General features: G+C 75.3%; 20 protein-coding genes. 10 read left to right on the plus strand and 10 right to left on the minus strand.

The window, feature by feature from the left end; translation table 11 throughout:
* Positions 1 to 3 precede the first annotated feature (3 nt).
* Together ligA and ACU4ZT_RS07260 are read left to right on the plus strand one after the other, a co-directional pair.
* Positions 4 to 2,481: an NAD-dependent DNA ligase LigA gene (gene ligA / locus ACU4ZT_RS07255; protein WP_445338538.1), complete on the plus strand. Its 2,478-nt coding sequence runs from the start codon at positions 4 to 6 to the stop codon at positions 2,479 to 2,481.
* Positions 2,482 to 2,763: 282 nt separating this feature from the next.
* Entirely contained in the window at positions 2,764 to 4,062 is a 1,299-nt protein-coding gene (locus tag ACU4ZT_RS07260) for an alpha/beta hydrolase (protein WP_445338540.1), read from the plus strand.
* Positions 4,063 to 4,072: 10 nt separating this feature from the next.
* On the opposite strand, the gene ACU4ZT_RS07265 is transcribed toward ACU4ZT_RS07260, so the two are convergent.
* Positions 4,073 to 4,564, minus strand: a complete 492-nt coding sequence (locus tag ACU4ZT_RS07265; protein WP_414748032.1) for an META domain-containing protein — start codon at positions 4,562 to 4,564, stop codon at positions 4,073 to 4,075.
* A gap of 56 nt (positions 4,565 to 4,620) precedes the next feature.
* Between ACU4ZT_RS07265 and gatC the strand changes: the two genes are divergently transcribed.
* The 4 genes from gatC to ACU4ZT_RS07285 are packed head-to-tail and all read left to right on the plus strand — an operon-like array spanning position 4,621 to position 9,680.
* Entirely contained in the window at positions 4,621 to 4,989 is a 369-nt protein-coding gene (gatC, locus tag ACU4ZT_RS07270; protein ID WP_414748031.1) for an Asp-tRNA(Asn)/Glu-tRNA(Gln) amidotransferase subunit GatC, read from the plus strand.
* Between the two features lie 7 nt (positions 4,990 to 4,996).
* Positions 4,997 to 6,544: an Asp-tRNA(Asn)/Glu-tRNA(Gln) amidotransferase subunit GatA gene (gene gatA, locus ACU4ZT_RS07275; protein WP_063072693.1), complete on the plus strand. Its 1,548-nt coding sequence runs from the start codon at positions 4,997 to 4,999 to the stop codon at positions 6,542 to 6,544.
* Entirely contained in the window at positions 6,544 to 8,046 is a 1,503-nt protein-coding gene (gene gatB, locus ACU4ZT_RS07280) for an Asp-tRNA(Asn)/Glu-tRNA(Gln) amidotransferase subunit GatB (protein WP_063072694.1), read from the plus strand. Before gatA ends, gatB begins: the two co-directional genes overlap by 1 nt.
* Positions 8,043 to 9,680: an ABC-F family ATP-binding cassette domain-containing protein gene (locus ACU4ZT_RS07285; RefSeq protein ID WP_270980359.1), complete on the plus strand. Its 1,638-nt coding sequence runs from the start codon at positions 8,043 to 8,045 to the stop codon at positions 9,678 to 9,680. Before gatB ends, ACU4ZT_RS07285 begins: the two co-directional genes overlap by 4 nt.
* A gap of 29 nt (positions 9,681 to 9,709) precedes the next feature.
* On the opposite strand, the gene ACU4ZT_RS07290 is transcribed toward ACU4ZT_RS07285, so the two are convergent.
* On the minus strand, positions 9,710 to 11,350 hold the full coding sequence (locus tag ACU4ZT_RS07290; protein ID WP_445338543.1) for a hypothetical protein: 1,641 nt from the start codon (positions 11,348 to 11,350) through the stop codon (positions 9,710 to 9,712).
* Between the two features lie 140 nt (positions 11,351 to 11,490).
* Here ACU4ZT_RS07290 and ACU4ZT_RS07295 point away from each other — a divergent pair, with 140 nt between their 5' ends.
* Positions 11,491 to 12,201 carry a DedA family protein gene (locus ACU4ZT_RS07295; protein WP_445338545.1) on the plus strand — a complete coding sequence of 237 codons (711 nt, stop codon included), beginning with the start codon at positions 11,491 to 11,493 and terminating at the stop codon, positions 12,199 to 12,201.
* Positions 12,202 to 12,311: 110 nt separating this feature from the next.
* Positions 12,312 to 13,010 carry a hypothetical protein gene (locus tag ACU4ZT_RS07300; RefSeq protein WP_445338546.1) on the plus strand — a complete coding sequence of 233 codons (699 nt, stop codon included), beginning with the start codon at positions 12,312 to 12,314 and terminating at the stop codon, positions 13,008 to 13,010.
* An 89-nt stretch (positions 13,011 to 13,099) separates the two neighbouring features.
* Here the strand turns inward: ACU4ZT_RS07300 and ACU4ZT_RS07305 are convergent, their stop codons facing one another.
* The 8 genes from ACU4ZT_RS07305 to ACU4ZT_RS07340 form a co-directional block, all read right to left on the minus strand.
* Entirely contained in the window at positions 13,100 to 14,788 is a 1,689-nt protein-coding gene (locus tag ACU4ZT_RS07305; RefSeq protein ID WP_063072698.1) for a long-chain-fatty-acid--CoA ligase, read from the minus strand.
* A 97-nt stretch (positions 14,789 to 14,885) separates the two neighbouring features.
* A complete protein-coding gene (locus ACU4ZT_RS07310; protein WP_063072699.1) occupies positions 14,886 to 15,332 on the minus strand; it encodes an SRPBCC family protein in 447 nt (148 codons plus the stop codon).
* Between the two features lie 64 nt (positions 15,333 to 15,396).
* The gene (locus ACU4ZT_RS07315; protein ID WP_063072700.1) at positions 15,397 to 16,032 is read right to left on the minus strand and encodes a hypothetical protein; all 636 of its coding nucleotides are present in this window, start codon (positions 16,030 to 16,032) and stop codon (positions 15,397 to 15,399) included.
* On the minus strand, positions 16,025 to 19,963 hold the full coding sequence (eccCa, locus tag ACU4ZT_RS07320; protein ID WP_063072701.1) for a type VII secretion protein EccCa: 3,939 nt from the start codon (positions 19,961 to 19,963) through the stop codon (positions 16,025 to 16,027). The genes ACU4ZT_RS07315 and eccCa overlap by 8 nt, the downstream gene beginning before the upstream one ends.
* Entirely contained in the window at positions 19,960 to 20,871 is a 912-nt protein-coding gene (locus ACU4ZT_RS07325) for a hypothetical protein (protein WP_063072702.1), read from the minus strand. The genes eccCa and ACU4ZT_RS07325 overlap by 4 nt, the downstream gene beginning before the upstream one ends.
* A 2-nt stretch (positions 20,872 to 20,873) precedes the next feature.
* Positions 20,874 to 22,184 (minus strand): EsaB/YukD family protein, encoded by a 1,311-nt coding sequence (locus tag ACU4ZT_RS07330; protein ID WP_270980355.1) that lies wholly within the window; start codon positions 22,182 to 22,184, stop codon positions 20,874 to 20,876.
* Positions 22,181 to 22,438 (minus strand): hypothetical protein, encoded by a 258-nt coding sequence (locus ACU4ZT_RS07335; RefSeq protein ID WP_063072704.1) that lies wholly within the window; start codon positions 22,436 to 22,438, stop codon positions 22,181 to 22,183. Before ACU4ZT_RS07335 ends, ACU4ZT_RS07330 begins: the two co-directional genes overlap by 4 nt.
* Positions 22,428 to 23,567 (minus strand): RDD family protein, encoded by a 1,140-nt coding sequence (locus tag ACU4ZT_RS07340; RefSeq protein WP_414748028.1) that lies wholly within the window; start codon positions 23,565 to 23,567, stop codon positions 22,428 to 22,430. Before ACU4ZT_RS07340 ends, ACU4ZT_RS07335 begins: the two co-directional genes overlap by 11 nt.
* A 186-nt stretch (positions 23,568 to 23,753) precedes the next feature.
* Between ACU4ZT_RS07340 and ACU4ZT_RS07345 the strand changes: the two genes are divergently transcribed.
* Both ACU4ZT_RS07345 and ACU4ZT_RS07350 read left to right on the plus strand, forming a co-directional pair.
* Positions 23,754 to 24,095 (plus strand): WXG100 family type VII secretion target, encoded by a 342-nt coding sequence (locus ACU4ZT_RS07345; RefSeq protein ID WP_414146362.1) that lies wholly within the window; start codon positions 23,754 to 23,756, stop codon positions 24,093 to 24,095.
* 18 nt (positions 24,096 to 24,113) lie between these two features.
* On the plus strand, positions 24,114 to 24,428 hold the full coding sequence (locus tag ACU4ZT_RS07350; RefSeq protein WP_063072706.1) for a pore-forming ESAT-6 family protein: 315 nt from the start codon (positions 24,114 to 24,116) through the stop codon (positions 24,426 to 24,428).
* Positions 24,429 to 24,438 lie beyond the last annotated feature (10 nt).

Consider the following 24,438-nt stretch of genomic DNA (forward strand, 5'->3'; position numbering starts at 1 on the left):
CCCGTGAGCGACACGACGACCGGATCCGACGCGGCCGCCGACGCCGTCCCCACTACCACTCCCGCCGACCTCGAGGCCGCGTCCGCCCGCGTGGACGCGCTCCGCGCCGAGATCGAGCGCCACCGCGACGAGTACTACGCGTCGAACGCGAGCACCCTGAGCGACGCCGAGTACGACGCGCTCGTGCACGAGCTCGAGGCGCTCGAGGAGGCGCACCCCACCCTCCGCAGCCAGGACAGCCCCACGCAGACGGTCGGCGGCCGCGCCGAGACCACGCTCTTCGCGCCCGTCACGCACGCCGAGCGCATGCTCAGCCTCGACAACGTGTTCAGCGAGGAGGAGCTCGCCGAGTGGGCGGCCAAGGTCGAGCGCGACGCGGGGAGCGGGCGCGTCCGCTACCTCAGCGAGCTCAAGATCGACGGGCTCGCCATCAACCTCCGCTACGAGCACGGCGTGCTCGTCACGGCGGCGACCCGCGGCGACGGCGTCGTCGGCGAGGACGTCACGCAGAACGTGCTCACCATGGGCACCGTGCCCGAGCGGCTCGCCGGATCCGGGCATCCGCCGCTCGTCGAGGTGCGCGGCGAGATCTTCTTCCCCGTCGCCGAGTTCGACGAGCTCAACGCCCGGCAGCTGGAGGTGGGGGAGCGCGTGTTCGCGAACCCGCGAAACGCCGCCGCGGGATCCCTGCGCCAGAAGGAGGAGGGCAAGACCCCCGCGCGCCTCGACCTGATGCGCGCGCGCATCCGCCGCCTCCGCATGCTCGTGCACGGCATCGGCGCCTGGCCCGTCCGCGAGCTCGAGCGCGACGCGCACGTGTCCGCGCAGTCCGAGGTCTACGGGCTGCTCGAGGGGTGGGGCCTGCCCATCTCCACGCACTTCCGCGTGTTCGACGACGTCGCCGAGGTGGTGGAGTTCGTGCGTCGCCACGGCGCCCACCGCGCCGAGGTCGAGCACCAGATCGACGGCATCGTCGTCAAGGTCGACGACCTGGGGCTGCACGAGGAGCTCGGCGCCACCAGCCGCGCGCCGCGCTGGGCCACCGCGTACAAGTACCCGCCGGAGGAGGTCAACACGACGCTCCTCGACATCGTCGTGAGCGTCGGCCGCACCGGCCGGGCCACGCCGTTCGCGGTCATGGAGAAGGTGGAGGTCGCCGGATCCGAGGTGCGTCAGGCCACGCTGCACAACCAGCAGGTGGTGAAGGCCAAGGGCGTGCTCATCGGCGACACGGTCGTGCTGCGGAAGGCCGGCGACGTCATCCCCGAGGTGCTCGGGCCGGTCGTCGAGCTCCGCGACGGTACCGAGCGCGAGTTCGTCATGCCCACTCTCTGCCCCGAGTGCCAGACGCCGCTGAAGCCGGCGAAGGAGGGCGACATCGACCTCCGCTGCCCGAACGCGCGCAGCTGCCCGGCGCAGGTCCGCGGGCGCGTCGAGCACGTCGCCTCCCGCGGCGCGCTCGACATCGAGGGCCTCGGCGAGGTCGCCGCGGCCGCGCTCACCCAGCCGCTCGAGCCGGAGGACCCGCCGCTCGAGACCGAGGCGGGCCTCTTCGAGCTGACCATGGCCGACCTCGTGCCCATCACCGTGGTGGTCCGCGACGCCGAGACCGGCATGGTCAAGGTGGACGAGAAGACGGGCGAGGCCAAGCGCGTCACGCCGTTCCGCCGCAAGCGCGTCCCGAAGCGCGACGGCGCGTTCGACCCGGCGGAGCCCTGGGGCGACGAGCTGTCGGTGCCGTCGAAGTCCGCCGAGGTGCTGCTCGAGAACCTGGAGAAGGCGAAGACGCAGGACCTGTGGCGGATCCTCGTGGCCCTGAGCATCCGACACGTCGGCCCGGTCGCCGCGCGCGCCCTGGCGGGCTGGTTCGGCTCGCTCGACGCCATCCGCGCCGCCAGCCGCGAGGAGCTCGCCGCGGTCGACGGCGTGGGCGGCATCATCGCCGATGCCCTGCTCGACTGGTTCGAGGTCGACTGGCACCGGGAGATCGTCGAGCGCTGGGAGCGGGCGGGCGTCGTCACGTCCGTGCCCGGCCACCCCGGGCCCGGCGCCGCGGCCGCCGCGGGCGGCGTGCTCGCCGGCCTCACTGTCGTCGCCACCGGGTCGCTCGAGGGGTACACCCGCGAGGGGGCGCTCGAGGCGATCATGGCGGCCGGCGGCAAGGCCGGATCCAGCGTGAGCAAGAAGACGCACTACGTCGCCGCCGGGCCGGGCGCGGGATCCAAGCTCGGCAAGGCCGAGGCGCTCGGCGTGCGGATCATCGACGCCGCGGAGTTCCGCCTGCTCGTGGAGCAGGGGCCGGAGGCCATCGCGCTTCCGGAGCCGGAGCTGGAGGCGGAGCCCGAGGCGGAGTCGGAGCTGGAGCTGGAGCCGGAGCCCGCGGCCGAGCCGGACGCGGGGGCCCGGTCCGATGCCGCAGGTGCCGCCGACGGGGACTCCACCGCGAGCGACGCGGACGCCACCGCCACCACCACCACCTGACGGGTCGGGCGGCGCGCGATCCCGTCGGTAGCATGGGAGCGCGTCGGCCGGATCCCGGCGCATCCCGGCCGGCTCTCCTGGGGGCTCCCACCCGTGTCTCCTCGCGTCCCCGCGCTGCTGACCGCCGCGGCCCTGTGCCTCGGCCCGGTCGGCTCCCTCGGCGTCCCCGCCGCGTCGGCCGCGTCCGCCGCTACCGCCGCTACCGCCGCTACCGCCGCTACCGCCGCTACCGCCGCGTCCGCCGCGGCGGCCGGGCCCGCGGCTTCCCCGCCCACCTCCGCCGTGCACGCGGCATCCGTGCTCGCCGCCCCGTCATCCACCGCCCTCCTCGCCGGGCCGGACGCCGCGGATCCCACCCTCGCCGCTCGCACGCCGCCTCCGCCGCGCGTGCTCCAGCTCCTCCGCCACGGCCGCGCGACCGATCCGGCTCTGCGCCGCATGCCGCCCGTCGCGCTCCTGGCGGCCCTGCCCGCCCTCGACGCCGCCGAGCTCCGGCGCGTCGCACGCACGACCCCCGACCTGATCCACGACCTCGTGCGCCGCCCGCCGACGGCCTCGACCGTCCGGGCCTGGTGGGACGCGCTGGCACCCGACGACCGGGACGACCTGGCCGACGGCGTCCCCGAGCTGGTCGGGAACCTCGAGGGCCTGCCTGTCGACGTGCGGGACGCCGCCAACCGCCGCCACCTCGCCGAGCGCCGACACCACCTGCACGAGGTGGCGCGCAGGACGCCGGGCCGCGGCGCGCAGCAGGTGATCGGGCGGGAGCTGGGCATGCTCGCCGGGGTCCGCGCCGCCCTCGCGCCCGGCGCCGGGCCCGAGCGCGCCCTGCTCGCGCTGGACACGCGCTGGCCGGGTCGCGCCGCGGTCGTCACGGGCGACCTCGCGACCGCCGCGTACGTCGACGTCGTCGTGCCGGGCATGCTCTACGCCGTCTCCGAGCGCCTCGTCGACTGGACGGAGGTGGCCGCGCGCCTGCAGGAGGAGCAGACGCGCCTCCTGGGCGGCCCGGGCCGAGGCGGCGGCGTCGCGACGATCGCGTGGCTCGGCTACCGCACGCCCGACCTCACGGGCATCGGCTCGCTCGCCCTGGCGGAGGAGGGCGCCGTGCGTCTGGAGGCCGCGATCCAGGGCATCCGCGGGGCACGCGTCGAGGCGCCGCCGCGCCTCACCGTCATCGCGCACTCGTACGGCTCGACGGCCGCGCTCCTCGCGCTGTCGAGCGGCCGGGCGTCGGCCGACGCGCTCGCGCTGGTCGGCTCGCCGGGCGGCGTCGTCCGCGACGTCTCCGAGCTGAGCGTGCCGGCCGACCGGGTGTTCGTGGGGGAGGCGCCGGGGGATCCGGTCGCGGGGTCGTCCTGGTTCGGCGCGGATCCCGGCAGCCCCGGCTTCGGCGCGCGGCCGTTCGGCGTGCGGGGCACGGGCGGCGCGGCGGGCGTGTCGGCCGACGGGGCCCTCGCCGGCGTCGCGGGCCACAACGGGTACTTCGACCGGGGCACGGAGTCGTTCCGGAACCTCGCGCTCATCGGGATCGACCGCCCCGTGCGCGACGCGGTCGCGACCGACGCGAGCGGCCGGTAGGCGCGCGGGATCAGCCCCGGCTGCGCTCGGCGTACTCGAGCCGCACGCCGTCGGCGCCGGACGCGACGAGGTGGCCGTCGTCCACGCGCCAGGAGGTGACCTCCGCGAGGTCGTGGAAGTACTCCGCCTCGACACCGGCGTCATCGCAGGGGAGGGCGCCCGGCGCCACGGCGGCGAGCATCCCCTCGCCCGGGTCCCGGATCGGGCCCGAGTAGTCGTTGCACGGACCGCGCCCGCTGATCTCCCCGCCGCCCACGCGCATGGTGATGAGGGTGTCGCCGATCGCCAGCGCACCGCCCGAGTCGCGTGCGGCGACGAGGTGCCAGTTGCCGCGCACGTCGCTCACGGGCGCGCAGCCCGCGAGGGGCACCAGGGCGAGCGCGGCGGCGGACGCCGCGAGACCCGCGCGGACACGGGTCCCGCCGACGCGGCCGGTGCCCGCGCGGGCGGCACGGCGCGCAGCGGATCGACGGGGGGCGGGGATCCGGGCTGCGGTGGGCATGGGGGTCACGCTAATAGAATCTCCCGGTACCCCCGCACACAGTCCTTTGGAGACGCATGTCCGACACCCGGCCCGAGCACGCCGACGCGACGCGGGGGGACGAGAACCCCCCGGCGCCGACCCCCACGGAGCAGATCAGCCGGGAGCAGGTGCAGCACCTCGCGGGGCTCGCGCGCATCCGCCTGAGCGACGAGGAGATCGACACGCTCACGACCGAGCTCGGCCTCATCGTCGAGTCGGTCGCGAAGGTCACCGCGGTCGCGGGGCCGGACGTGCCCGCGACGAGCCACCCGATCCCGCTGGTCAACGTGTACCGCCCCGACGTCCCGGGCGTGACGCTGACCACGGAGCAGGCCCTCCAGGGCGCGCCCGAGCACGACGGATCGCGCTTCAAGGTGTCCGCGATCCTCGGCGAAGAGCAGTAGGAGCACCATGACCGACGACCTCACGCGCCTCAGCGCGTCCGCCCTCGCCGACCGCCTCGCATCGGGCGACGTCTCCAGCGTCGACGCCGTGCGCGCCCACCTCGACCGCATCGACCACGTCGACGGCGACGTCCACGCGTTCCTGCACGTATCCGGTGAAGCGGCGCTCCGGCGCGCCGCGGAGATCGACGCGCAGCGCGCCGAGGGCGCCGCCCTCGGGCCGCTCGCGGGCGTGCCCATCGCCATCAAGGACGTGCTCTGCACCATCGACATGCCGTCCACCGCGGGCTCGCGCATGCTCGAGGGCTGGACGCCGCCCTACGACGCGACCGTCGTCCAGCGCCTCCGCGCCGCGGGCCTCGTGCCGCTCGGCAAGACCAACATGGACGAGTTCGCGATGGGCTCCTCCACCGAGCACTCCGCGTTCGGCGCCACGCACAACCCGTGGGACCTCGACCGCATCCCCGGTGGCTCGGGCGGTGGATCCGCGGCCGCGGTCGCCGCGTTCGAGGCACCCGTCGCGCTCGGCTCCGACACCGGCGGATCCATCCGCCAGCCCGCGGCCGTCACCGGCTCGGTCGGCGTCAAGCCCACCTACGGCGGCGTCAGCCGGTACGGCGCCATCGCGCTCGCGTCGAGCCTCGACCAGGTCGGCCCCGTGTCCCGCACGGTGCTCGACTCGGCGCTCGTCCACGACGTCATCGGCGGGCACGACCCGCGCGACTCCACCTCGCTCACCGACCGGTGGCCGTCCTTCGCGGACGCCGCCCGCGCCGGGCAGCGCGAGGGCGCCCTGAAGGGCGTCCGCGTCGGCGTCGTGAAGCAGCTCGACGGCGAGGGCTTCCAGCCCGGCGTCACGCAGCGCTTCCGCGAGGCGCTCGCGCTCCTCGAGGAGGCCGGCGCCGAGATCGTCGAGGTGTCCGCCCCGAACTTCGAGCATGCCATCGCCGCGTACTACCTGATCCTCCCCGCGGAGGCGTCGAGCAACCTCGCCAAGTTCGACTCGGTGCGCTTCGGCCTCCGGGTGAACCCGCCCGGCGGCGGCACCGTCGAGGACGTCATGGCGGCGACCCGCGAGGCCGGCTTCGGCCCCGAGGTCAAGCGCCGCATCATCCTCGGCACCTACGCGCTGAGCGCCGGCTACTACGACGCCTACTACGGCAGCGCGCAGAAGGTCCGCACGCTCATCCAGCGCGACTTCGACGCCGCGTTCCAGCAGGTCGACGTGCTCGTCACGCCGTCCGCGCCCACCACGGCGTTCAAGCTGGGCGAGAAGCTCGACGACCCGCTGGCGATGTACCTCAACGACCTCACGACGATCCCTGCGAACCTCGCGGGCGTCCCCGGCATCGGCCTCCCCATCGGGCTCGCGCCCGAGGACGGCCTGCCCGTCGGGATCCAGTTCATGGCGCCCGCCCGCGAGGACGCGCGCCTCTACACGGTCGGCGCCGCCCTCGAGCAGATCCTCGAGCGGCAGTGGGGCGGGCCCCTGCTCGCCCAGGCACCCGAGCTCGCGCGCGCCGCGCGCCGCACCACGGACGGAGACACGCACTGATGGCCAAAGCCGAGCTGATGGACTACGACGAGGCCATCGAGATGTTCGAGCCCGTGCTCGGGTTCGAGGTGCACGTGGAGCTGAACACGCGCACGAAGATGTTCTCCGACGCCCCGAACTTCTTCGGCGGCGAGCCCAACACCAACATCACTCCCGTCGACCTGGGTCTCCCGGGCTCGCTGCCGGTCGTGAACGAGCAGGCCGTGAAGCACTCGATCAGCCTCGGGCTCGCCCTCGGCTGCTCGATCGCGGAGAGCTCGCGCTTCGCCCGGAAGAACTACTTCTACCCGGACCTCGCGAAGAACTACCAGATCAGCCAGTTCGACGAGCCCATCGCGTTCCGCGGCTCCGTCGAGGTGGAGATGCCCGACGGCCGCATCGTCACGGTGCCCATCGAGCGCGCGCACATGGAGGAGGACGCGGGGAAGCTCACGCACGTGGGCGGCGCGACGGGCCGGATCCAGGGCGCCGACCACTCGCTGGTCGACTACAACCGCGCGGGCGTGCCGCTGGTGGAGATCGTCACGGACATCATCTACGGCGCGGAAGGCGAGGCCCCCGAGCTCGCGAAGGCGTACGTGTCGACGATCCGCGACATCGTCGTGGCGCTCGGCATCTCCGACGCGAAGATGGAGCGCGGCAACCTCCGCTGCGACGCGAACATCTCGCTGAGCCCGCGCGGATCCGGGAAGCTCGGCACCCGCACGGAGACGAAGAACGTCAACTCGCTCCGCAGCGTCGAGCGCGCCATCCGCTACGAGATCCAGCGCCAGGCCGCGATCCTCGCCGCGGGCGGCACGATCACGCAGGAGACGCGCCACTGGCACGAGGACACCGGCCGCACCTCCGCCGGCCGCCCGAAGAGCGACGCCGACGACTACCGCTACTTCCCGGAGCCCGACCTGCTGCCCGTGCAGCCGAGCGCCGAGCTGATCGCGGAGCTCCGGGCGGCGCTCCCCGAGGCGCCCGCGATCCGCCGCCGTCGGCTGAAGGCCGAGTGGGGCTTCACCGACCTGGAGTTCCAGGACGTCGTGAACTCCGGGCTCCTCACCGAGCTCGTCGACACGGTCGAGGCCGGGGCCGCCCCGCAGGCCGCGCGCAAGTGGTGGACGGGCGAGATCGCCCGCATCGCCAACGCGCGCGGCGTGGACGCGGCGACGCTCATCAGCCCGCAGCAGGTGGCGTCCGTCATCGAGCTGGTCGAGGCCGGCACGCTGACGAACCGCCTGGCGCGTGACGTGCTCGAGGGCGTCATCGACGGCGAGGGCACGGCGCAGGAGGTCGTGGACGCCCGCGGCCTCGCGGTCGTGTCCGACGACGGCCCGCTCATCCAGGCCATCGACGAGGCGCTCCAGGCACAGCCCGACGTGCTCGCGAAGATCCGCGACGGCAAGGTGCAGGCCGCCGGCGCCGTCATCGGCGCCGTGATGAAGGCCATGCGCGGCCAGGCGGATGCGGCCCGCGTCCGCGAGCTCGTGCTGGAGCGCGCGCAGGCCTCGTGACCGCCACCCTCGTCGCACGGGGCCTCGCCGGGGGCCATGGTCACCGCACGCTGTTCTCCGGGCTCGACCTCACGGTCGCGCCCGGGGACGTCGTGGGCCTCGTCGGCGCGAACGGCGCCGGCAAGAGCACGCTGCTCCGGCTCCTCGCGGGCGTCGACGCGCCGCAGGACGGGCGTGTGCTGCTCTCGCCCGCCGACGCCTTCATCGGCTGGCTGCCGCAGGAGCACGAGCGGATCCCCGGCGAGACCGTCGCGGGCTACGTCGCCCGCCGCACGGGGTGCGCCGAGGCGTCGGCCGAGCTGGATCGTACGGCGGTCGCTCTCGGCGAGGGCCTGCCCGGCGCCGACGACGCGTACGGCACGGCGCTCGACCGCTGGATGGCGAGCGGCGCGGCCGACCTCGACGAGCGCCTTCCTGTCACGCTCGCGGAGCTGGGCCTCGACCTCGATCCCGCGCTCCCCACCGCGGGCCTGTCCGGCGGGCAGGCGGCCCGCGTCGCCCTCGCCGCGCTCCTGCTCAGCCGCTTCGACGTGGTGCTCCTCGACGAGCCCACCAACGACCTCGACCTGGACGGCCTCGCGCGCCTGGAGTCGTTCGTGCGCGGCCTCCGCGGCGGCGTCGTCCTCGTGTCGCACGACCGCGAGTTCCTCGCCCGCTGCGTCACGACCGTCGTCGAGCTCGACCTCGCGCAGGACAGCGTCCGCGTCTACGAGGGCGGCTACGACGCGTTCCTCGAGGAGCGGCAGGTCGCCCGCCGCCACGCGCGCGAGGCGTACGAGCAGTTCGCCGACACCAAGGCCGACCTCGTATCCCGCGCCCGCACCCAGCGCGAGTGGTCGTCGCAGGGCGTCCGCAACGCGATGCGGAAGGCGCCCGACAACGACAAGATCCGGCGCAAGGCGAGCGCCGAGTCGAGCGAGAAGCAGGGCCAGAAGGTCCGCCAGATGGAGAGCCGCATCGCGCGCCTCGAGGAGGTCGAGGAGCCCCGCAAGGAGTGGGAGCTGGCGTTCACCATCGGGTCCGCGCCCCGGTCGAGCGCCGTCGTGGCGACCCTCCGCGAGGCGACCGTGACGCGCGGCGCGTTCACGCTCGGCCCCGTCTCCCTCCAGGTCGACGGCGGCGACCGCATCGGCATCACCGGCCCGAACGGCGCCGGCAAGTCGACGCTCCTCGGCCTGATCCTCGGACGCCTCGCGCCCGACTCCGGCGACGCGTCGCCCGGCCGCAGCGTGCAGGTGGGCGAGATCGACCAGGCCCGCGCGTCGCTCCGTGGCGATCTGCCGCTCGCCGAGTCCTTCGCCGAGCAGGTGCCGGATCTCTCGCCCGCCGAGGTCCGCACGCTGCTCGCCAAGTTCGGCCTGCGGGCCGACCACGTCACGCGTCCCGTCGACGGCCTGTCGCCGGGGGAGCGCACGCGCGCGGGGCTCGCGCTCCTGCAGGCGCGCGGGGTCAACCTGCTCGTGCTCGACGAGCCGACCAACCACCTCGACCTGCCCGCCATCGAGCAGCTGGAGCAGGCGCTCGACTCCTACGAGGGCACGCTCCTGCTCGTCACCCACGACCGGCGGATGCTCGACGCGGTGCGCCTCGACCGGCACTGGCACGTGGACGCGGGCGTCGTCACCGAGTCCTGAGCCGGCGGGCCCCCCGGCCGGCCGCGTCCCTACTGGTAGGTGACGAGGTCCGGCGTGGGGGACACGTCCCGCATCGTCTGCTCGGGCGTGAGCATGGGCTTGTCCTCGTCGATGAAGTCCTTCCAGCCCCAGCGCATCCCGGCGGGAGCGTCGGTGTGCAGTGCGCGCCACGTGGCCTGCTTGTCGGGCTGGCCGCCCTGGCCGTCGGCGTGGATGAGCATCGCGAGCTCGGGGTGGGTCATGTCGAGCGACGCCCGGTCGGTGATCATGTTCAGCCGGAACTGGTGCAGCACGAGCATCTTCTGCGGGAGCCCCCGGTCACGGACGAGGCCGGCCAGCCAGTCGGTGGTGGCGTCGACCTCGGCGGCGGAGACGCTGCCGATCTGCTTCAGCGGCACCTGGTCCGGGCCGAGCCGCCACTCGGGGTCGAGCGCCAGGCCCACGCCCGGCTGCGCGAGGACGGACTCGTACCGCTTCGCCTGGGTGAGGAAGTCGGTGCGGCCGGGCTGCAGGTCGATCACCACGTAGACGCCGGCGTCGCGGGCCGCGTCCAGCCACGGCTGCAGCGTCTCGACCGGGACCTCGGAGGAGTAGTCGCCGTCCGTGCCCGCGGAGCCCGAGGCGACGGTGGCGATGAGCTCGAACATCGGGACCACGGGCGCGTCGGAGAAGGGCTGGTACTCGGCGGCCTGCGCCTTCGCGCGCGCCACCGCGTCGGCCGGGCCCTGCTCGCCGAGGACCCCGAGCGCGCCCGAGCCGGCCGCGCCGTACACGGCGACGTAGCGCTTGTCCGGGAAGACGAGCTGGCCGCCGCCCGGGAGCTGGTCGCCGGTGGCGGCGGTGCGGATCCGGCCCTCGAGCGACGCGTCGTCGGCGTACGGGGCGCCGATCGCGAGCGTGTGCGCGGCCCCGGCGTCGTGCAGGGCGGTGATCGCGTCGGCGGAGGAGCGCGGATCCGGCGAGGCCTCGGGCAGCACGGTGACGCCGACCCCGGCCGCACGGGCCGTGGCGACGGCGGCGAGCGAGGACGCGGCGTCGGTCGCGAGCGCGTGCGCGGCGTCGAGGGCGGCGGCGGGCGCCGTGCGGGGGAGCCCCGCGTCGGGATCCGCCGACGACGGGAGCGCGTCGGCGGGGGCCGTGAGCGCGGCGGCGCGTGTGACGGCGGCGGCCGCGTCGTCCGCGTCGGGAGCGGCGCCGACGTCGGCCCCGGTGAGGCGCGCCACGTCCTCGGCGTGCGCCGCCCGTACGACGGTGGTGGATCCGGGCAGGGCCTGTGTCGCGCCCTCGCCGACGCCGCCCACGGCGAGCACGTCGTCCGATCCGAGGCGCTCGATCTCGGGCACGGCACCGGCGCCGTCCACGAGGAGCGGTGCCCCCAGCGCGACGGCGGCCGCGGCGCCGAGCTCCTGCGCGGCGACGTCGCCGGCCGGCGCCAGCACGGCGACGGGCGCGGAACGGAAGAGGCTGCCGCTCATCGCGACCGACGCGCCGGAGTCGTCGGCGTCGCCGACCACCGTGAGGGCCGCGTCGGGGGCGCCCGTGACGGGGCGCTGCACCCCGTCCGGATCGGTCGCGGACGTGCACGCGCCGAGGCCGGCGACGACACCGAGCGCGACGAGGAGGGAGACGGAGGTGCGGAGGGACCGGGGGAGTCGGATCGGGGACGGCACGCGTCCACGGTACGGGACGCCTCCGCGGCGCGCCCCCGTCCACGGTGCCCGGGCGCGTCCCGCCGGTCGCCCGCCGTCCCGCGTCGATGCCGCCGTCCGCCCGCCGGCCCCTCGGGCGAGGCGGCCGGTACCGTGGTCGGGTGACCGCTCTCCTGCCGCCGACCCTGCTGCCGACGACGATCGCCGGGGTGCGCCCCGCCGCGACGGGCGAGGATCCGCTCCAGGGCCTCGACGGGCTCGTGGGCGCCGCCGCCTGCGTCATCGAGGCGCTCGGCGAGGTCGGCGTCGGCGCGATGACCTTCGTCGAGACGGTGTTCCCGCCCATCCCCAGCGAGGTCGTGCTCCCGCTGGCGGGCTTCGTGGCCGCCACGGGGCGCATGAACATCGTCCTCGTGATCGTCGCGAGCACCCTCGGCGCGTACCTCGGCGCCCTGCTGCTCTACTTGCTCGGCCGGAAGGCGGGCGAGGAGCGCACCATCCGCGTGCTCTCGAGGCTGCCGCTGGTGGAGCGCCACGACTTCGAGGTCGCCGCAGCGTGGTTCCACCGGCACGGCCGCTCGGCGGTCTTCTTCGGGCGGCTCGTGCCCGGGGTCCGCAGCCTCATCTCGCTCCCGGCCGGCGCCGCCGGCATGCACCTCGGCACGTTCAGCTCCTACACGATCGCCGGCAGCGGGCTCTGGAACGGGGCGCTCATCGGGCTGGGCGCCGCGCTCGGCAGCCAGTACGAGCTCATCGACCGGTACGCCCGGTACCTCGACTACGCCGTGTACGCGGTGCTCGGGACCCTGCTGCTCCTGCTGGTCGGGCGCGCCGTCCGCCGTCGTGCGCGGCGCGGTCGCGCGGAGCGCTGACCGGATCCCCACGCCCCTCCCACGGGTCTCCCCGGTGGACGGAATACGGTGGCCGCGGCTGATGCGGTCGGCGAACCCCGCCGATCCGGCCCTCTGCGAGAGGCACCACCATGGGATTCCTGGACAGGCTCCTGGGCCGCGACGAGCAGCCCCACGACCGACGCGGATCCGCGCCGGACCCCGCATCGGCGCCCGCGCCGCGTGAGCGCAGCGCCGACGAGGTCGCGGTCGAGCGCTACCGCTACCTCCTCCGCACGGCGCCGCCCGAGCGCATCGAGGAGGTCCACCTGGAGGCCTTCCGGAAGCTGACCCCCGAGCAGCGCGAGATCCTCTTCCGCCAGCTGAGCTCGGACGCCGCCGAGGGCGACGCGCCCGTGGACGACCGTCCCGAGTCTCTCGCGCGCTCGGCCACCCGATCCGAGATGCGCGCCCCGGGCACGCTCGAGCGCACCCTCGGCCCCCGCGGCGGCCTCGCCGGCGGCGGCGGCGGGATGGGCATGGGCGGCATGATCGCGGGATCCATGCTCGGCACGATCGCGGGCGTCGTGGTCGGGTCGGCCATCGCGCAGGCGCTGATCCCGGATGCGGTCGGAGGCGACCAGGCCGGAGCCGACGGGGCCGACGGCGCGGGCGACGCCGGCGCGCAGGACGCGGGCGGGGACGCGGGAGCGGCCGACGCCGGCGGGACGGACGCGGGCGCCGGCGACGCGGGCAGCGGCGACGCGGGCAGCGGTGACTTCGGGGGCGGCGACTTCGGCGGTGGCGACTTCGGCGGCGGAGCCGACTTCGGCGGGGGCGACTTCTTCTAGCGGCGCGGACGGGAGCGGCACGGCGACATGCGGCGGCGGCGCGGCGGCGCGCGTCGCGGTGCCGCGCTCCCTCCGCCGTGGCGTGGCCGTCAGCCCCGGGCCACGATCCCCTCGCGCACCTCGCGGCGCAGCACCTTCCCCAGCAGGGAGGTCGGCAGCTCGTCGAGCACCACGATCCGACGCGGCACCTTGTACGGCGTGAGGTGCCCGCGGAGCTCGGCGCGCGCGGCCTGCTCGTCGAGCGTCGCGCCCTCGTCGAGCACGACGGCCGCGACCACCTCCTCGTCGCCGCCGTCGCGCGGGATCCCGACGACCGCCGCGTCGCGCACCCCGGCGAGCTCGCGCACGGCGTCCTCCACCTCGGACGGCGAGACGTTGAAGCCGCCGGTGATGATGAGCTCCTTGATCCGGTCGGCGATGCGGACGAAGCCGTCCGCGTCGATCGTCACCACGTCGCCCGTGCGGAACCAGCCGCCCTCGAGCAGCACCGAGGCCGTCTCCTCGGGCCGGCCGTGGTATCCGCGGAACACCTGCGGCCCGCGCACGAGCAGCTCGCCGGGCTCGCCCGCGGGCCGGTCGACCGACGGGTCGTCCGGATCCACCACGCGCACCTCGGTGTTCGGCAGCGGCAGGCCGACGGTCCCGGCGCGGCGCGTATCGCCCACGGGGTTGGCCATCAGCACCGGGGAGCACTCCGACAGGCCGTAGCCCTCGACGAGCCAGCCGCCGGTCTGCTCCTCCCACGGGACGACCACGGACTCCGGCAGCGCCATGGCGCCGGAGATGGAGATGGAGATGCCTGCGAGCGACACGCCCTCGGTCTCGGCCGCCTGGCGGAGCTTCGCGTAGATGGGCGGCACCGCGGGGAGGAACGTGGGCGGGTGCCGGCGGATCGCCTGCAGCACGAGGTCGGGCTCGAAGCGGGGGAAGAGCACGAGGCGGGATCCCATGCTCATCGCGAAGGTGAGGCAGAGGGTGAGGCCGTACGCGTGGAACATCGGCAGCACGGCGTACACGACGCTCGTGCCGCGCGGCACGGTGGGCACCCACGCGCGAGACTGGGCGGCGTTCGCGCTGAGGTTGAGGTGCGTGAGCTCGGCGCCCTTGGGGGCCCCGGTGGTGCCGCTCGTGTACTGGATCACCGCGAGGTCGTCGGCGGCGGGCCGCGGGTGGTCGACCGGCAGCGGTGCGGCGGCGGCGATCCGCTCCCAGGGGGTCGTGCCGGTGACCTTCGCGGCGATGGCGGCACGCGCGGCGCGGGCCTTCGGGACGGGGAGCCGGAGCAGCAGACGCGTCCGGCGGGGCATGGCGCGCGTGACGTCGACGGAGACGATGCGCTCGGGGCGCACGCCGTCCGGGAGCGCCTGGATGGTCGCGACCGACCGGTCCCACGCGATGACGGTGCGGGCGCGGTGGTCCTCGAACTGGTGCTGCAGCTCACGCGGCGTGTAGAGCGGGTTGTGCTCGACGACCACGGCGCCGAGGCGGAGGACGGCGTAGAACGCGACGACGTGCTGCGGGCAGTTGGGGAGCACGATCGCGACGGGGTCGCCCGCGCGGACGCCCTGGTCGTGCAGTCCCTGCGCGGCCCGCGCGATGAGGTCGCCGAGCTCGGCGTAGCTCGTCTCGGCGCCGAGGAAGTCGAGCGCGGTGCCGCCGGGGAAGCGGAGCACGGACTGGTCGACGATGTCGACGAGCGACCCCTGCGGCAGGTCGATCTCGTGCGGGACGTCGGGCGCGTAGCTGGCCAGCCAGGGCCGGTCGGTGGGGGTGCTCACGCGTCCACCCTAGGCCGCGGGGGTCGCGCGGCCGGCGACGCGCGGGCGACCGGGTGGGGTCGGCGGCATCGTCCCTTGAGGCGCGCACGCGAGGGGATCACCGACGGCCGGCGCGCCGCCCCTCGGCCAGGTACGCGAGCCGGCGGAGCGTCTCCACGTTGCGGGCGTGCAGCATCAGGTCCATGATCGGCGCGGGGACGAGCCGGCCGGGTCCGCGCACGGCCACCTCGGTCATCCGCACCTCGCAGCCGTCCGGCAGGGTCCGCACCTCGAGGGTCACCCGGGCCTCTCCGACGGGCCAGCCCTTGGGCTGCATCACCATCCTGCGCGGCGGGTCCCACTCGAGCATCGTGGTGGCGTCGTCGAGGAGGACGGGCCAGGAGCCGAACGAGTGGTGCAGCTTCGCGCCGACGGCGGGCCAGGCGTCGTCGACCGCGCGCATCCGCGAGGCGCCGACGACCCATGCGGGGAACAGCCAGCCGTCGGACACCACCTCCGCGACGTCGGAGGGGGAGCACGTCATGCGGCGTCGGGTCACGGACATGGGACCAGTCTGCCGGAGCGGCCCGAGGACGACGACCCGCGCGAGGCCGCCGTGCCGCGCGTGCTCACGGGCTCGAGCGCGCCTGGTGGAACCGGCGGGCCACGTCGTCGAGGTGCTTCGCGAGCCGGGCCTGGGCCTCGCGGGTGCGCCGCCGGAGGCGCGCGACCGGGATGCGACCGCCGACCGCGAGCCCCGGGTCGTCGGGGATGTCGTAGACGATGGTGCGCCCGTGGGTCGCGAACAGGCGGCGCGACTCCGACTGCACGTCGTGGCGTCCGTTGGTGCGGCTCGCGACGATCGTGACGCGCGCCATCGCCTCGATCCCGTACCGGGCGGTGATGTCCGTGAGCAGCTCCGTGGCCGCCGCGATCCCGGTGGGGGTCGACGCGGTCGTGATGGCCAGCAGGGTGGCGGGCGACTCGAGCAGGTCGATGCCCTCGCCGCGGGCGTGCGGGCCGAGGTCGTGGAGGACCAGCCGCGCATCGACGGCACCGGCCTCGTCGCCGAGCGGCAGACGCCCCCCGAGCGTCCCGCCCGTGTGGTCGGTGAGGGTCGGCGCGCCGGCGGTGCCGCCCTGGAGGGCCGCGAACACCAGCGCCGCGGTCGTCGTGGTGCCGACGCCGCCCGAGGTGCCGGCGAAGACGACGCGCACGGCCGCGCGCTCGCGGGGGCGGAGGAGGGGGCTCGGCGTCTCAGCCATGCGCGGCCATCTCCTCCTCCGCCGGGGCGGCGACCTCGTGCAGGGCGATCTGGATCAGCTGCGCGCGGGCGCCGCGACGCACGACCCGGGCGCGTCCGGGCACCATGCGCTCGGCGTGGATGCCGGGCACGATCTGCCCCTCCGACCGTTCGCCCGACATGACGACCGCCGTCGCCCCGTTGTCGCGGAGGGACTGCAGCACGATGTCGAAGAACGCCCGCGACGTGCCCGCGACCGGCCGCGCCAGGGCGACGGTGAGCCGCAGGTCGCGCGCGCTCGCGATGAACGGCAGGAGCGGGCGCAGGGCGTCGGCGCCGGAGGCGGCCACGATGTCGTGGTCGTCGATCACCAGCAGGATCCGGGCCGCCGCGGTGTCGTGCTCCGCACGTCGACGCGTCAGCTCCCCGGCGATCGCCGTGATGAGCTCGCCGGCCTGCGTGGCGTCCCCCGCGTAGCCGCCGAGGTAGTCGTCGGGGCACGCGTCGGCCAGCGCGCCGCGGAAGTCGACGAGCGCGACGACGAGCTCGTCCGAGCTGCTGCGCTGCACGGAACCGTCGATGAGCACCCGGAGCAGGTTGCTCTTGCCGGCGCCCGGGTCGCCGAAGACGAGCAGGTGCGGATCCGGACCGCGGTGGTCCAGCAGCGCGGGCTGCATGGTCTCCTGCGCGAGGCCGACGGGCACGGCGACGGGCACCTCGACGGCGTCGGGCAGGAGCGCGGCGGGGAGGTTCTCCGGGAGGAGGCGGATGGCGCGCGCCCCCGATCCCTGCCACCGCGCGGCGGTGTCGCGGGCGAGCCGCTCGAGCGCGTCGCCCACGTCGAGGCCGGGCTCGGTCTCGAGGACCGGCAGGGCGATCTGCGCGAACCGCCGGTCGTCGGTGATCGCCCGTCCCGGCTGCTCGGCGCGCAGCGTCTCCGAGAGGCGCCGCCCGGCGAGCGACTCGAGCGCGTCGTTGAGCCGCAGCTCGATGCGCGTGCCGATGAACGGCTGCAGGGTCGTGCGGAGGTCGTTCCAGCGCGTGAGCGCCAGCACCACGTGGATGCCGTACGACCCGCCGCGCTGGAGCAGCTCCTGCACGACCGGCTCCAGGTCCTCGTGGTCGCCGCGCAGGGCGCCGGCCTCGTCCACGACCAGCACCACGTCGGCCGCGTCGAGCTCCGGGACGCGGCCCTCGGCGTGCAGGCGGCGGAGCGTCGCCAGGGAGTCGATCGCGTGGCGGGGGAAGACCGCCTCGCGTTCCGTGAGCATGCGGCGCATCTCCTCGGCGACGCGCTGCAGCTTCTCGCGGCTCGTCCGGGTGGCGATACCGCCGACGTGCGGGAACCCCTCGACGCGCGACAGGCCTCCGCCGGAGAAGTCGAGGCCGTAGACGGCGACCTGATCGGGGGAGTGCGTGAGCGCGAGCCCGGCCACGACCGTGCGGAGGAAGGTGGTGCGGCCCGACTGCGGCGCGCCGAAGATCGCCGCGTGGCCGCCGCTGCGCGTGAGGTCGAGGATCCACGGCTCCTGGCGCTGGCGATCGGGCTCGTCGAGGAGGCCGACGGGCACCGCGAGCGCGCGGTGCTGGTCGGCGCGGTCGACGAGGGAGGCGAGGGTGAGCCGCTCCGGCAGCGGCGGCAGCCAGACGGGGGCGACGGGCTCGCCGCGGGTGCGGATGCGCTCCACGGCGAGGTCGACGAGGACGCGGCCGACGACCGGACGGGCGAGCGCCTCCTCGGCGCTCTGGCTGCTCTCGCGCGTCGCGATGCCGTTGTAGGTGGGCAGCCTGATCATCCCGCGGGGCGCGTCGGCACCCGTGGACTGGGGGTCGGGATCCGACGCGGCGATGGCCCCGGAGACGTACCCGGAGCGGAAGCGGCGGAGGGTGGTGTCGAACTTCAGGTACGCGTAGCCGGGCACCGCGGGCAGCCGGAAGGCGTCGCTGGTGTCGATGATCATGCTGCTCTCGGCCTCCGAGAACGTGCGGAGCGCGATCCGGTACGACAGGTAGGTGTCGAGGCCGCGCAGCTTGCCGGCCTCCAGGCGCTGGCTCGACAGGAGCATGTGGATGCCGAGCGTGCGGCCGATGCGCCCGATCTGGATGAGCAGGTCGATGAGGTCCGGCTCGGCCGTGAGGAGCTCGCCGAACTCGTCGATGATCAGCAGCAGGTGCGGCATGCCGGGCAGGTCGGGACGGGTGGTGCGGAGCTCGGCGTAGTGGGTGATGGAGGGGACGTTGCCCGCGTCCTTGAGCATCTTCTGCCGCCGGACCACCTCGCCCGCGAGGCTCGCGCGGGCGCGCTGGGTGAGCTGGGGGTCGTCGGCGAGGTTGTCGATGAGGCCGGCGACGTGCGGGAGGCTCGCGAACGGCGCGAACGCGGCGCCGCCCTTGTAGTCGACGAGGATCATCGCGAGGTCCTCGGGGCTGTGCGAGGACGCGAGGGCGAGCACGAAGGTGCGGAGGAACTCGCTCTTGCCGGATCCGGTCGCCCCGACGCACAGGCCGTGCGGCCCGATGCCGAGCTGCGAGGCCTCCTTGATGTCGAGCAGGAGCGGCTCGCCGAAGTCGTCGAGGCCGACCGGCACGCGCAGGAAGTCGCGCGGGGAGCGCGGGGCCTGCGTGACGGCGGGGTCGAGCGCGCTCACCTCGCCGATCCCGAGCAGCTCGGAGATGTCGATGGCCCGTGCGGACTCCGCCTCGTCCTTGCGCGACATGCTGAGGCGCAGCGGCGCGAGGGCGCGCGTGAGCACGTCGAGGAGCGCCACCGGCATCCGGTCGGGCGTGACCTCGGAGACGGGGTGCGCGAGCCGCGCGTCCGAGATGACGGCCGATCCGTCGCCGACGAGGATGCGGAGCGTCACGTCCGAGGGCTCGTGCAGCCGGTCGCTCAGCAGGTGGACGATCGTGATCCGCAGGTCGCGGAGGTCGAGCTCGGCGTCGGGCACGGGCAGGGACCCCGCGATGCTGCCGTAGTCGTCCATGAACACCACGAGCCGCGGGATGTCGGCGGGCCCCTGGTCGAGACCGCCGCGGCGGGCCGTGGCGGCGAGCTGGGCGCGGTCGGCGAGGTCCTCGCCGATGACCGTGCGGAGCGCCTGCGGGGTGGGGGCGACGCGGCGCGCGGGCACGGGGCCGTCGAAGACGTCCTCCACCACGAGGTGCGGGAGACGGTCGACGCCGCGCCAGTCCGACGCGGCGTGCTCGGGGAACGTGAGCGCCATCACCATGTCGTCGGGCGCGTGGAAGACCGCGAGCTGCGCGATCAGGGCGCGCGCGGCGTTCAGCACGTCGTCCCGGGGCCCGATCACGGAGACGTGCCCGGCTCCCGCGAGGTCGACGGTGATGGGCATCCCGCGCACCACCTCGTGCTGCGCCACGACCTGCTCGGCCTCCGCGGCCATGATCGGGTCGTACGGCTCGACGGGGTTCGCCTCCGGGGGGAGCGCCAGCTCGAGCCAGCGCCGCGTGCCGGATCCCAGGCGCACGCGAAGGAAGTCGGCGTCGCTGCGACGCCGCTCCCACAGGCGGGCCGGGTCGCGCACGATCTCGGTGAGCGCGACGGGGGCAGGGTCCAGCAGGGCGGCCTGCTCCCGGGCCTCGAAGGCGCGCGCCCGGGTGCGGGACCGCACGCGCTCCAGGTAGTCGAGGTAGCGCTCCCTCTGGACGCGCCGCGTCCGGGCGGAGCTGCTCCGCTGGGTGAACGCCATCGCGAGCCCGCCGACCGCGGCCACCACGAGCACGAGCGCGCCGATGACCATGTAGATCTGCTGGCCGCGGAGCAGCGTCATCATCGTGACGCTGACCGTGGCGCCGAGGATGGGGATGAGGGACTGGATGGGGAAGCCGCCCTGCGGTCCGTCCTGCATGGCGGGCGGCGCGGCCAGCGCCTCCTGCTCGGGCTGCTCGAGCGGGCGCGTGACGCGGCTCGGCCGGTGGACGAGGCGGTTCACGCGACGGCCGCCGAGCGCGCGTCGTCGGCCGGTCGGTCGGACGGCGCGCCGTTGGACGGCGCCCGGTTGGACGGCAGCGAGGCGACCGCCTCCCCCATGACGGTGCTCGCGAGCCGGAGCACGGCGGTGCGCGAGGCGAGCGACAGGCGCCGGCTCGGCGTGGGGATGGCGGTGGACCAGGCGGCGTCGTAGGGCATGCCGATGAGCGGGACGCCGACCTCGCGCGCGATCACGTCGCGTGCGTCGTGCCGGCCGCGCGCGCCGACGTCGACGCTCACGATCACGATGCGCGGAGGGTCGGGCTCGGCGCGGAGGGCGGGGACCATGGCCACGACATCTTCCAGCGCGTGGCGCTCCGCCCGGCAGACGAGGCACAGCACGTGGCTGGCGAGGGCCGTGAGCGCGAGGTCGGCGGCGGCCGGTCGCACGCCCCAGTCGGTGACGACGAGGTCGAAGAACCGCGAGATGGGGTTCACCTCGTCGAACCAGGTGCGGGCCTCCGCGGCGGTGGTCGGCCGGTCCCGGCGCTGCAGGTCGAGGGCGGCGAGGCGGGGGAGGGGGAACGCGAGGTCGGCCGCGGCCTGTCGCAGCGTGGTGGGGAGGGCGTCGCGCCGGGCGCGGGGATCCGCGTCCTCCGCCGGCAGGCGGCGCAGGACGTGCGTGGATCCGCCCGACGCGTTGACGGCGAGGGAGACGCCGGCGCGACGCGAGGCGAGGGCGGCGGCGACCGCGGCGGCGGCGGCGGAGGTGCCGCTCCCGCCGGCGAGCTGGGCGAAGCCCACCCGGCGCGAGACCGGCAGCGGGATGCGCACGGCGGCGTCCGCCTCCGTCGCCTCGCGGAAGGCCGAGGCGGGGCTCGTGAGGAGCATGTGGGCCGTGGTGCCGAGCGAGCTGATCAGGCGTCCCATCGTCAGAAGGTCCCGAGCAGGGACGGGTACACGCCGAAGACGCCGATGACGCACGGCACCAGCGCGACGACGGCGAGGGTCTCGACGCGGTTGCCCACCCGGCGGAGGCGTGCGCGCGTCTGGAGCGACGGCCGCGCGACGCAGACCGCGGCGCACGCGAGCATCACCGCTCCGAGGCCCGCGGCGACGGCGTCGCGCTCGGAGCCGTGGGCGAGGGCCGCGATCACGATCACCGCGGCGACGGCGGCCCACAGCGGCAGGGCCTGCCAGGCCAGCGGGAAGGCGCGCGTGCGCAGGGCGAGGACCAGGGTGAGGCACACGCCGAGGGCGATCGGCCACGGATCCGTCGTGCCGACGAGCGCTCCGGCGGCGATGGCCGCCGGGACCGCCGCGGCGAGGCTGGCCCAGCTGAGCGACCGGTACGCCTCGTCGACCGTGCTCCGGAGCGTGTCGCGGTCGGACAGCGTGCCGGCGATGACGAGGTCGTCGAGGCCCGTGAGGCCGGATGCCGTCATCGAGTACCAGGGGAGGAGGCCGATCAGCACGACGGCGGCCGTGCCGACGACCGCGGACTCCTGCGGCACCGTCATCCCGAGCAGGTCGACGCCGAGGGCGACGGCGCTGGCGGCGACCCCGACGACGCTCCCGCGCAGCAGCGTGCGCCGACGCAGGCCGACCCCGATGCCGACGCCGACCACGAGCCAGGCCGCTCCGGAGGTCGCGAACGCGAGCACGGGCAGCGAGGCGCCCCCCGGCATCCAGGCGTCCACCGCCGCGACGGTGGCGGGCACGGCCAGACCGGCCGCCGCGGCCGTGAGCACGAGCGCGGGACGCGCGGCCCCCACGAGCCCGAGCACCGCGGCCGCGACCGCGAGGAGGAGCGCGCCGCCGCCGAGCTCCGGGACGGCGTCCGGGGAGACGAGCGATGCACCGGCGACCCCCGCGAGCAGCGCGATCGCGACGCAGCACGCCGAGATGCGGTGCACGTCCGCCCACAGCGAGCCCTGGTCGTCGCGCGCCTCGGCGACCACGTCGGTCACGTCGGCGACCTCGGGCGGCGCCGGCGCGTCGTCCACGCGCACGAGCCGGAGGACGTCGCCGGCGAGGACGCCCTGGTCGTCGAGGGACTCCTCCGCGCCGAGCTGGTCGCCGGAGGCGCGGATGAGCGTCATCGGCCGGGCCGCCGACTCCGTCCGCTCGCCCAGCAGCTCGACGAGCTGCGCGATCAGGGCGGCGACGGCCTCGTCGCTCGGGGCGACCAGGTCGACGCGGCGGTGCGAGCCGAGGACGGTGACGCGCGTGAAGGTGCTCACGGGCTGGGCACCGGGGTGGAGACGACGCCGCCGAGTCCGCCCGCGGGTGCTGCGCCCAGCAGGTGCCCCACGAACGAGACGCCCACGCAGCCCGCGCAGACGACGGCCGCGACCACGACGCTGGCGATGAACCGCTTCGAGTTGTCGTCCACGATTCGGCGCTCGGTGAGCTCCCCGAAGATGAACGCCGACCGGAGCCGGGAGCGGTGGGTGCGGATCGTCTCCAGGAGGATGACGTCGGGATCAGTCGGCACGGGGCGCCGTCCTCTCGGTGGGGGTCGGTGCGGGGGCGACGGCCGGGGACGGGGCCGCGGTCGGGGGACGGGAGCCGGTGCGGGAGCGGAGTCCGGGGTCGGACACGGCGTCCGCCGGGCTCGCGTCGGTCGCGTCCGGGACGGCCGTCGGGGACTCGGAGGCGGTGGCCTCGGGGGCGTCCGGTTCGATGACGATGCGGCGGCGGCCGAGCTCGACGGTCCAGCCGACGCTCGCCGCGGTCGGCACGCCCGCGACCAGAGGACGGCGTTCGCCCTCGGGGGTGATGACGGCGGTGCCCGAGAGGCTGCCCAGGTCGGTGATCCACATGCTCGAGCCGGACCACGCGAACAGCGCGTGGGACTTGGCGACGGTGCGCGACAGGTCGGTCCACGTGTGCACGACGTGCGTCACGCCGTCGACCTGCGCCTCGGGCTTCCTGCCCACGACCAGCGGCTCCGTGACGGCGAGCCGCTCGCCGGAGTCCAGCACGAGGGCGGCTCCCGTCGGCGCGGGCGCCTCGACCCGGATCGACGTCGTCCGGCGATGGGCACGGCGGACGGCCTCGTCCACGGTCGGACCGGCGTCGTCGTCTGCCACGTCGTCGCCGAGCGCGTCGGCCGGGGGCCGGGCGACCCCGAGGGGGTCCCGTCCGGCACGGAGGTCGGCGGTCACGGTCGTGCGCTGTCGCAGCAGCCGGGGGATCCGGCCGAACCGGTCCATGGCGGTGAGCGGCGCGCCGGAGAGGTCGTCGACCGTCCGGAGCCGGAGGAGGCGTCGCCCGAGCGTCTGGCCGCTGCGGAGCGAGGACGCGGCGTTCGCGGACAGCACGGCGAATGCCGCTCCGACGAGGAGGAGCACGACGAGCACCGGCCAGCGCGCGTCGCCGGCGCCGATCACGGCCGCCGCGAGGAGGGCCGCGGGCGGGACCGCGTCCATCGCCCGGGCGGCATACCGCCGTCCGGCCGGGGCGGGGACGACGCCGATGAGCATGCCCTGGTAGGGGCCGGTCGCCGTGCCCGGCGCGGCGTCGAGGCGGGGTGACGCGCAGCGGGCGCAGGTGGAGACGGCCACGGCGACGCGCGCACCGCACCGTCCGCAGGTGACCGCGCCGAGGAGCGCATGCGCCATCGATGCCTCCCAGCGGGTACCGGCCCGACGCCCGAGCCAGCGCGATCCTAGCGTCAAGAATCCGTACCTCTGTTAACCGTTCCCGCGCCCCCGGATCGGGGGTACCATCCGGTGCGATCGGACGGCTGTCGTCCGGTCGCATCGGCGAGCAGCGCGCGGCATCCGCGTGGCTGAGAGGAGCGGTACATGGGCATGAAATTCGCGATGGGGGCATCCACCCTCACGCAGCTGGGACAGCGGACCAGCTCGTCGCACGAGGACCTCGGCGCGCTCGTGCGCCGGCTGGAGCAGTCGGCGGCACCGCTCGAGGGCCGCTTCAACGGCGCGGGGCGCCAGGCGTTCGACCAGTTCAAGGCGCACACGGACTCCATCGCCACCGAGCTGAACGCGGCGCTGGCCGCGGTGCTCGGCGGCATCCAGGGCCAGGACACGGCCTTCCAGCAGGGCGACTCCGACATGTCGGACCAGACGCGCGCGGCGCAGAGCGGGGCGGGCTTCGACTCCGCCCGCTTCTCCGGCCGGGCTTAGAGAAGGGATCCGACGAACATGAGCGGGAACAGCGCAGACCGCCGCGACTACGACATCGCGGCATCCCAGTCGGCCCAGGACGAGTTCCAGGCCGTCGCGAGCCACCTGGAGTCGCTGCTCGACCAGCGCGACTCCGACGTGAAGGCCGCCATGGCCGACTACCAGGCCGACGGCGTCTCCACGGAGTACGCGGCCAAGGAGGCCCGCTGGAATGCGGTCGCCCAGCAGGTGCGGGACATCATCCACGCGCTCCGCCAGGCGATGGCACGCAACGACGAGACCGCGCAGACGGCCATGTCGCGCGGGAAGGCGGCGGTCGACGCCATCGGCTAGGCGTCGAGCG

This window comes from Clavibacter davisi, from assembly GCF_052751415.1.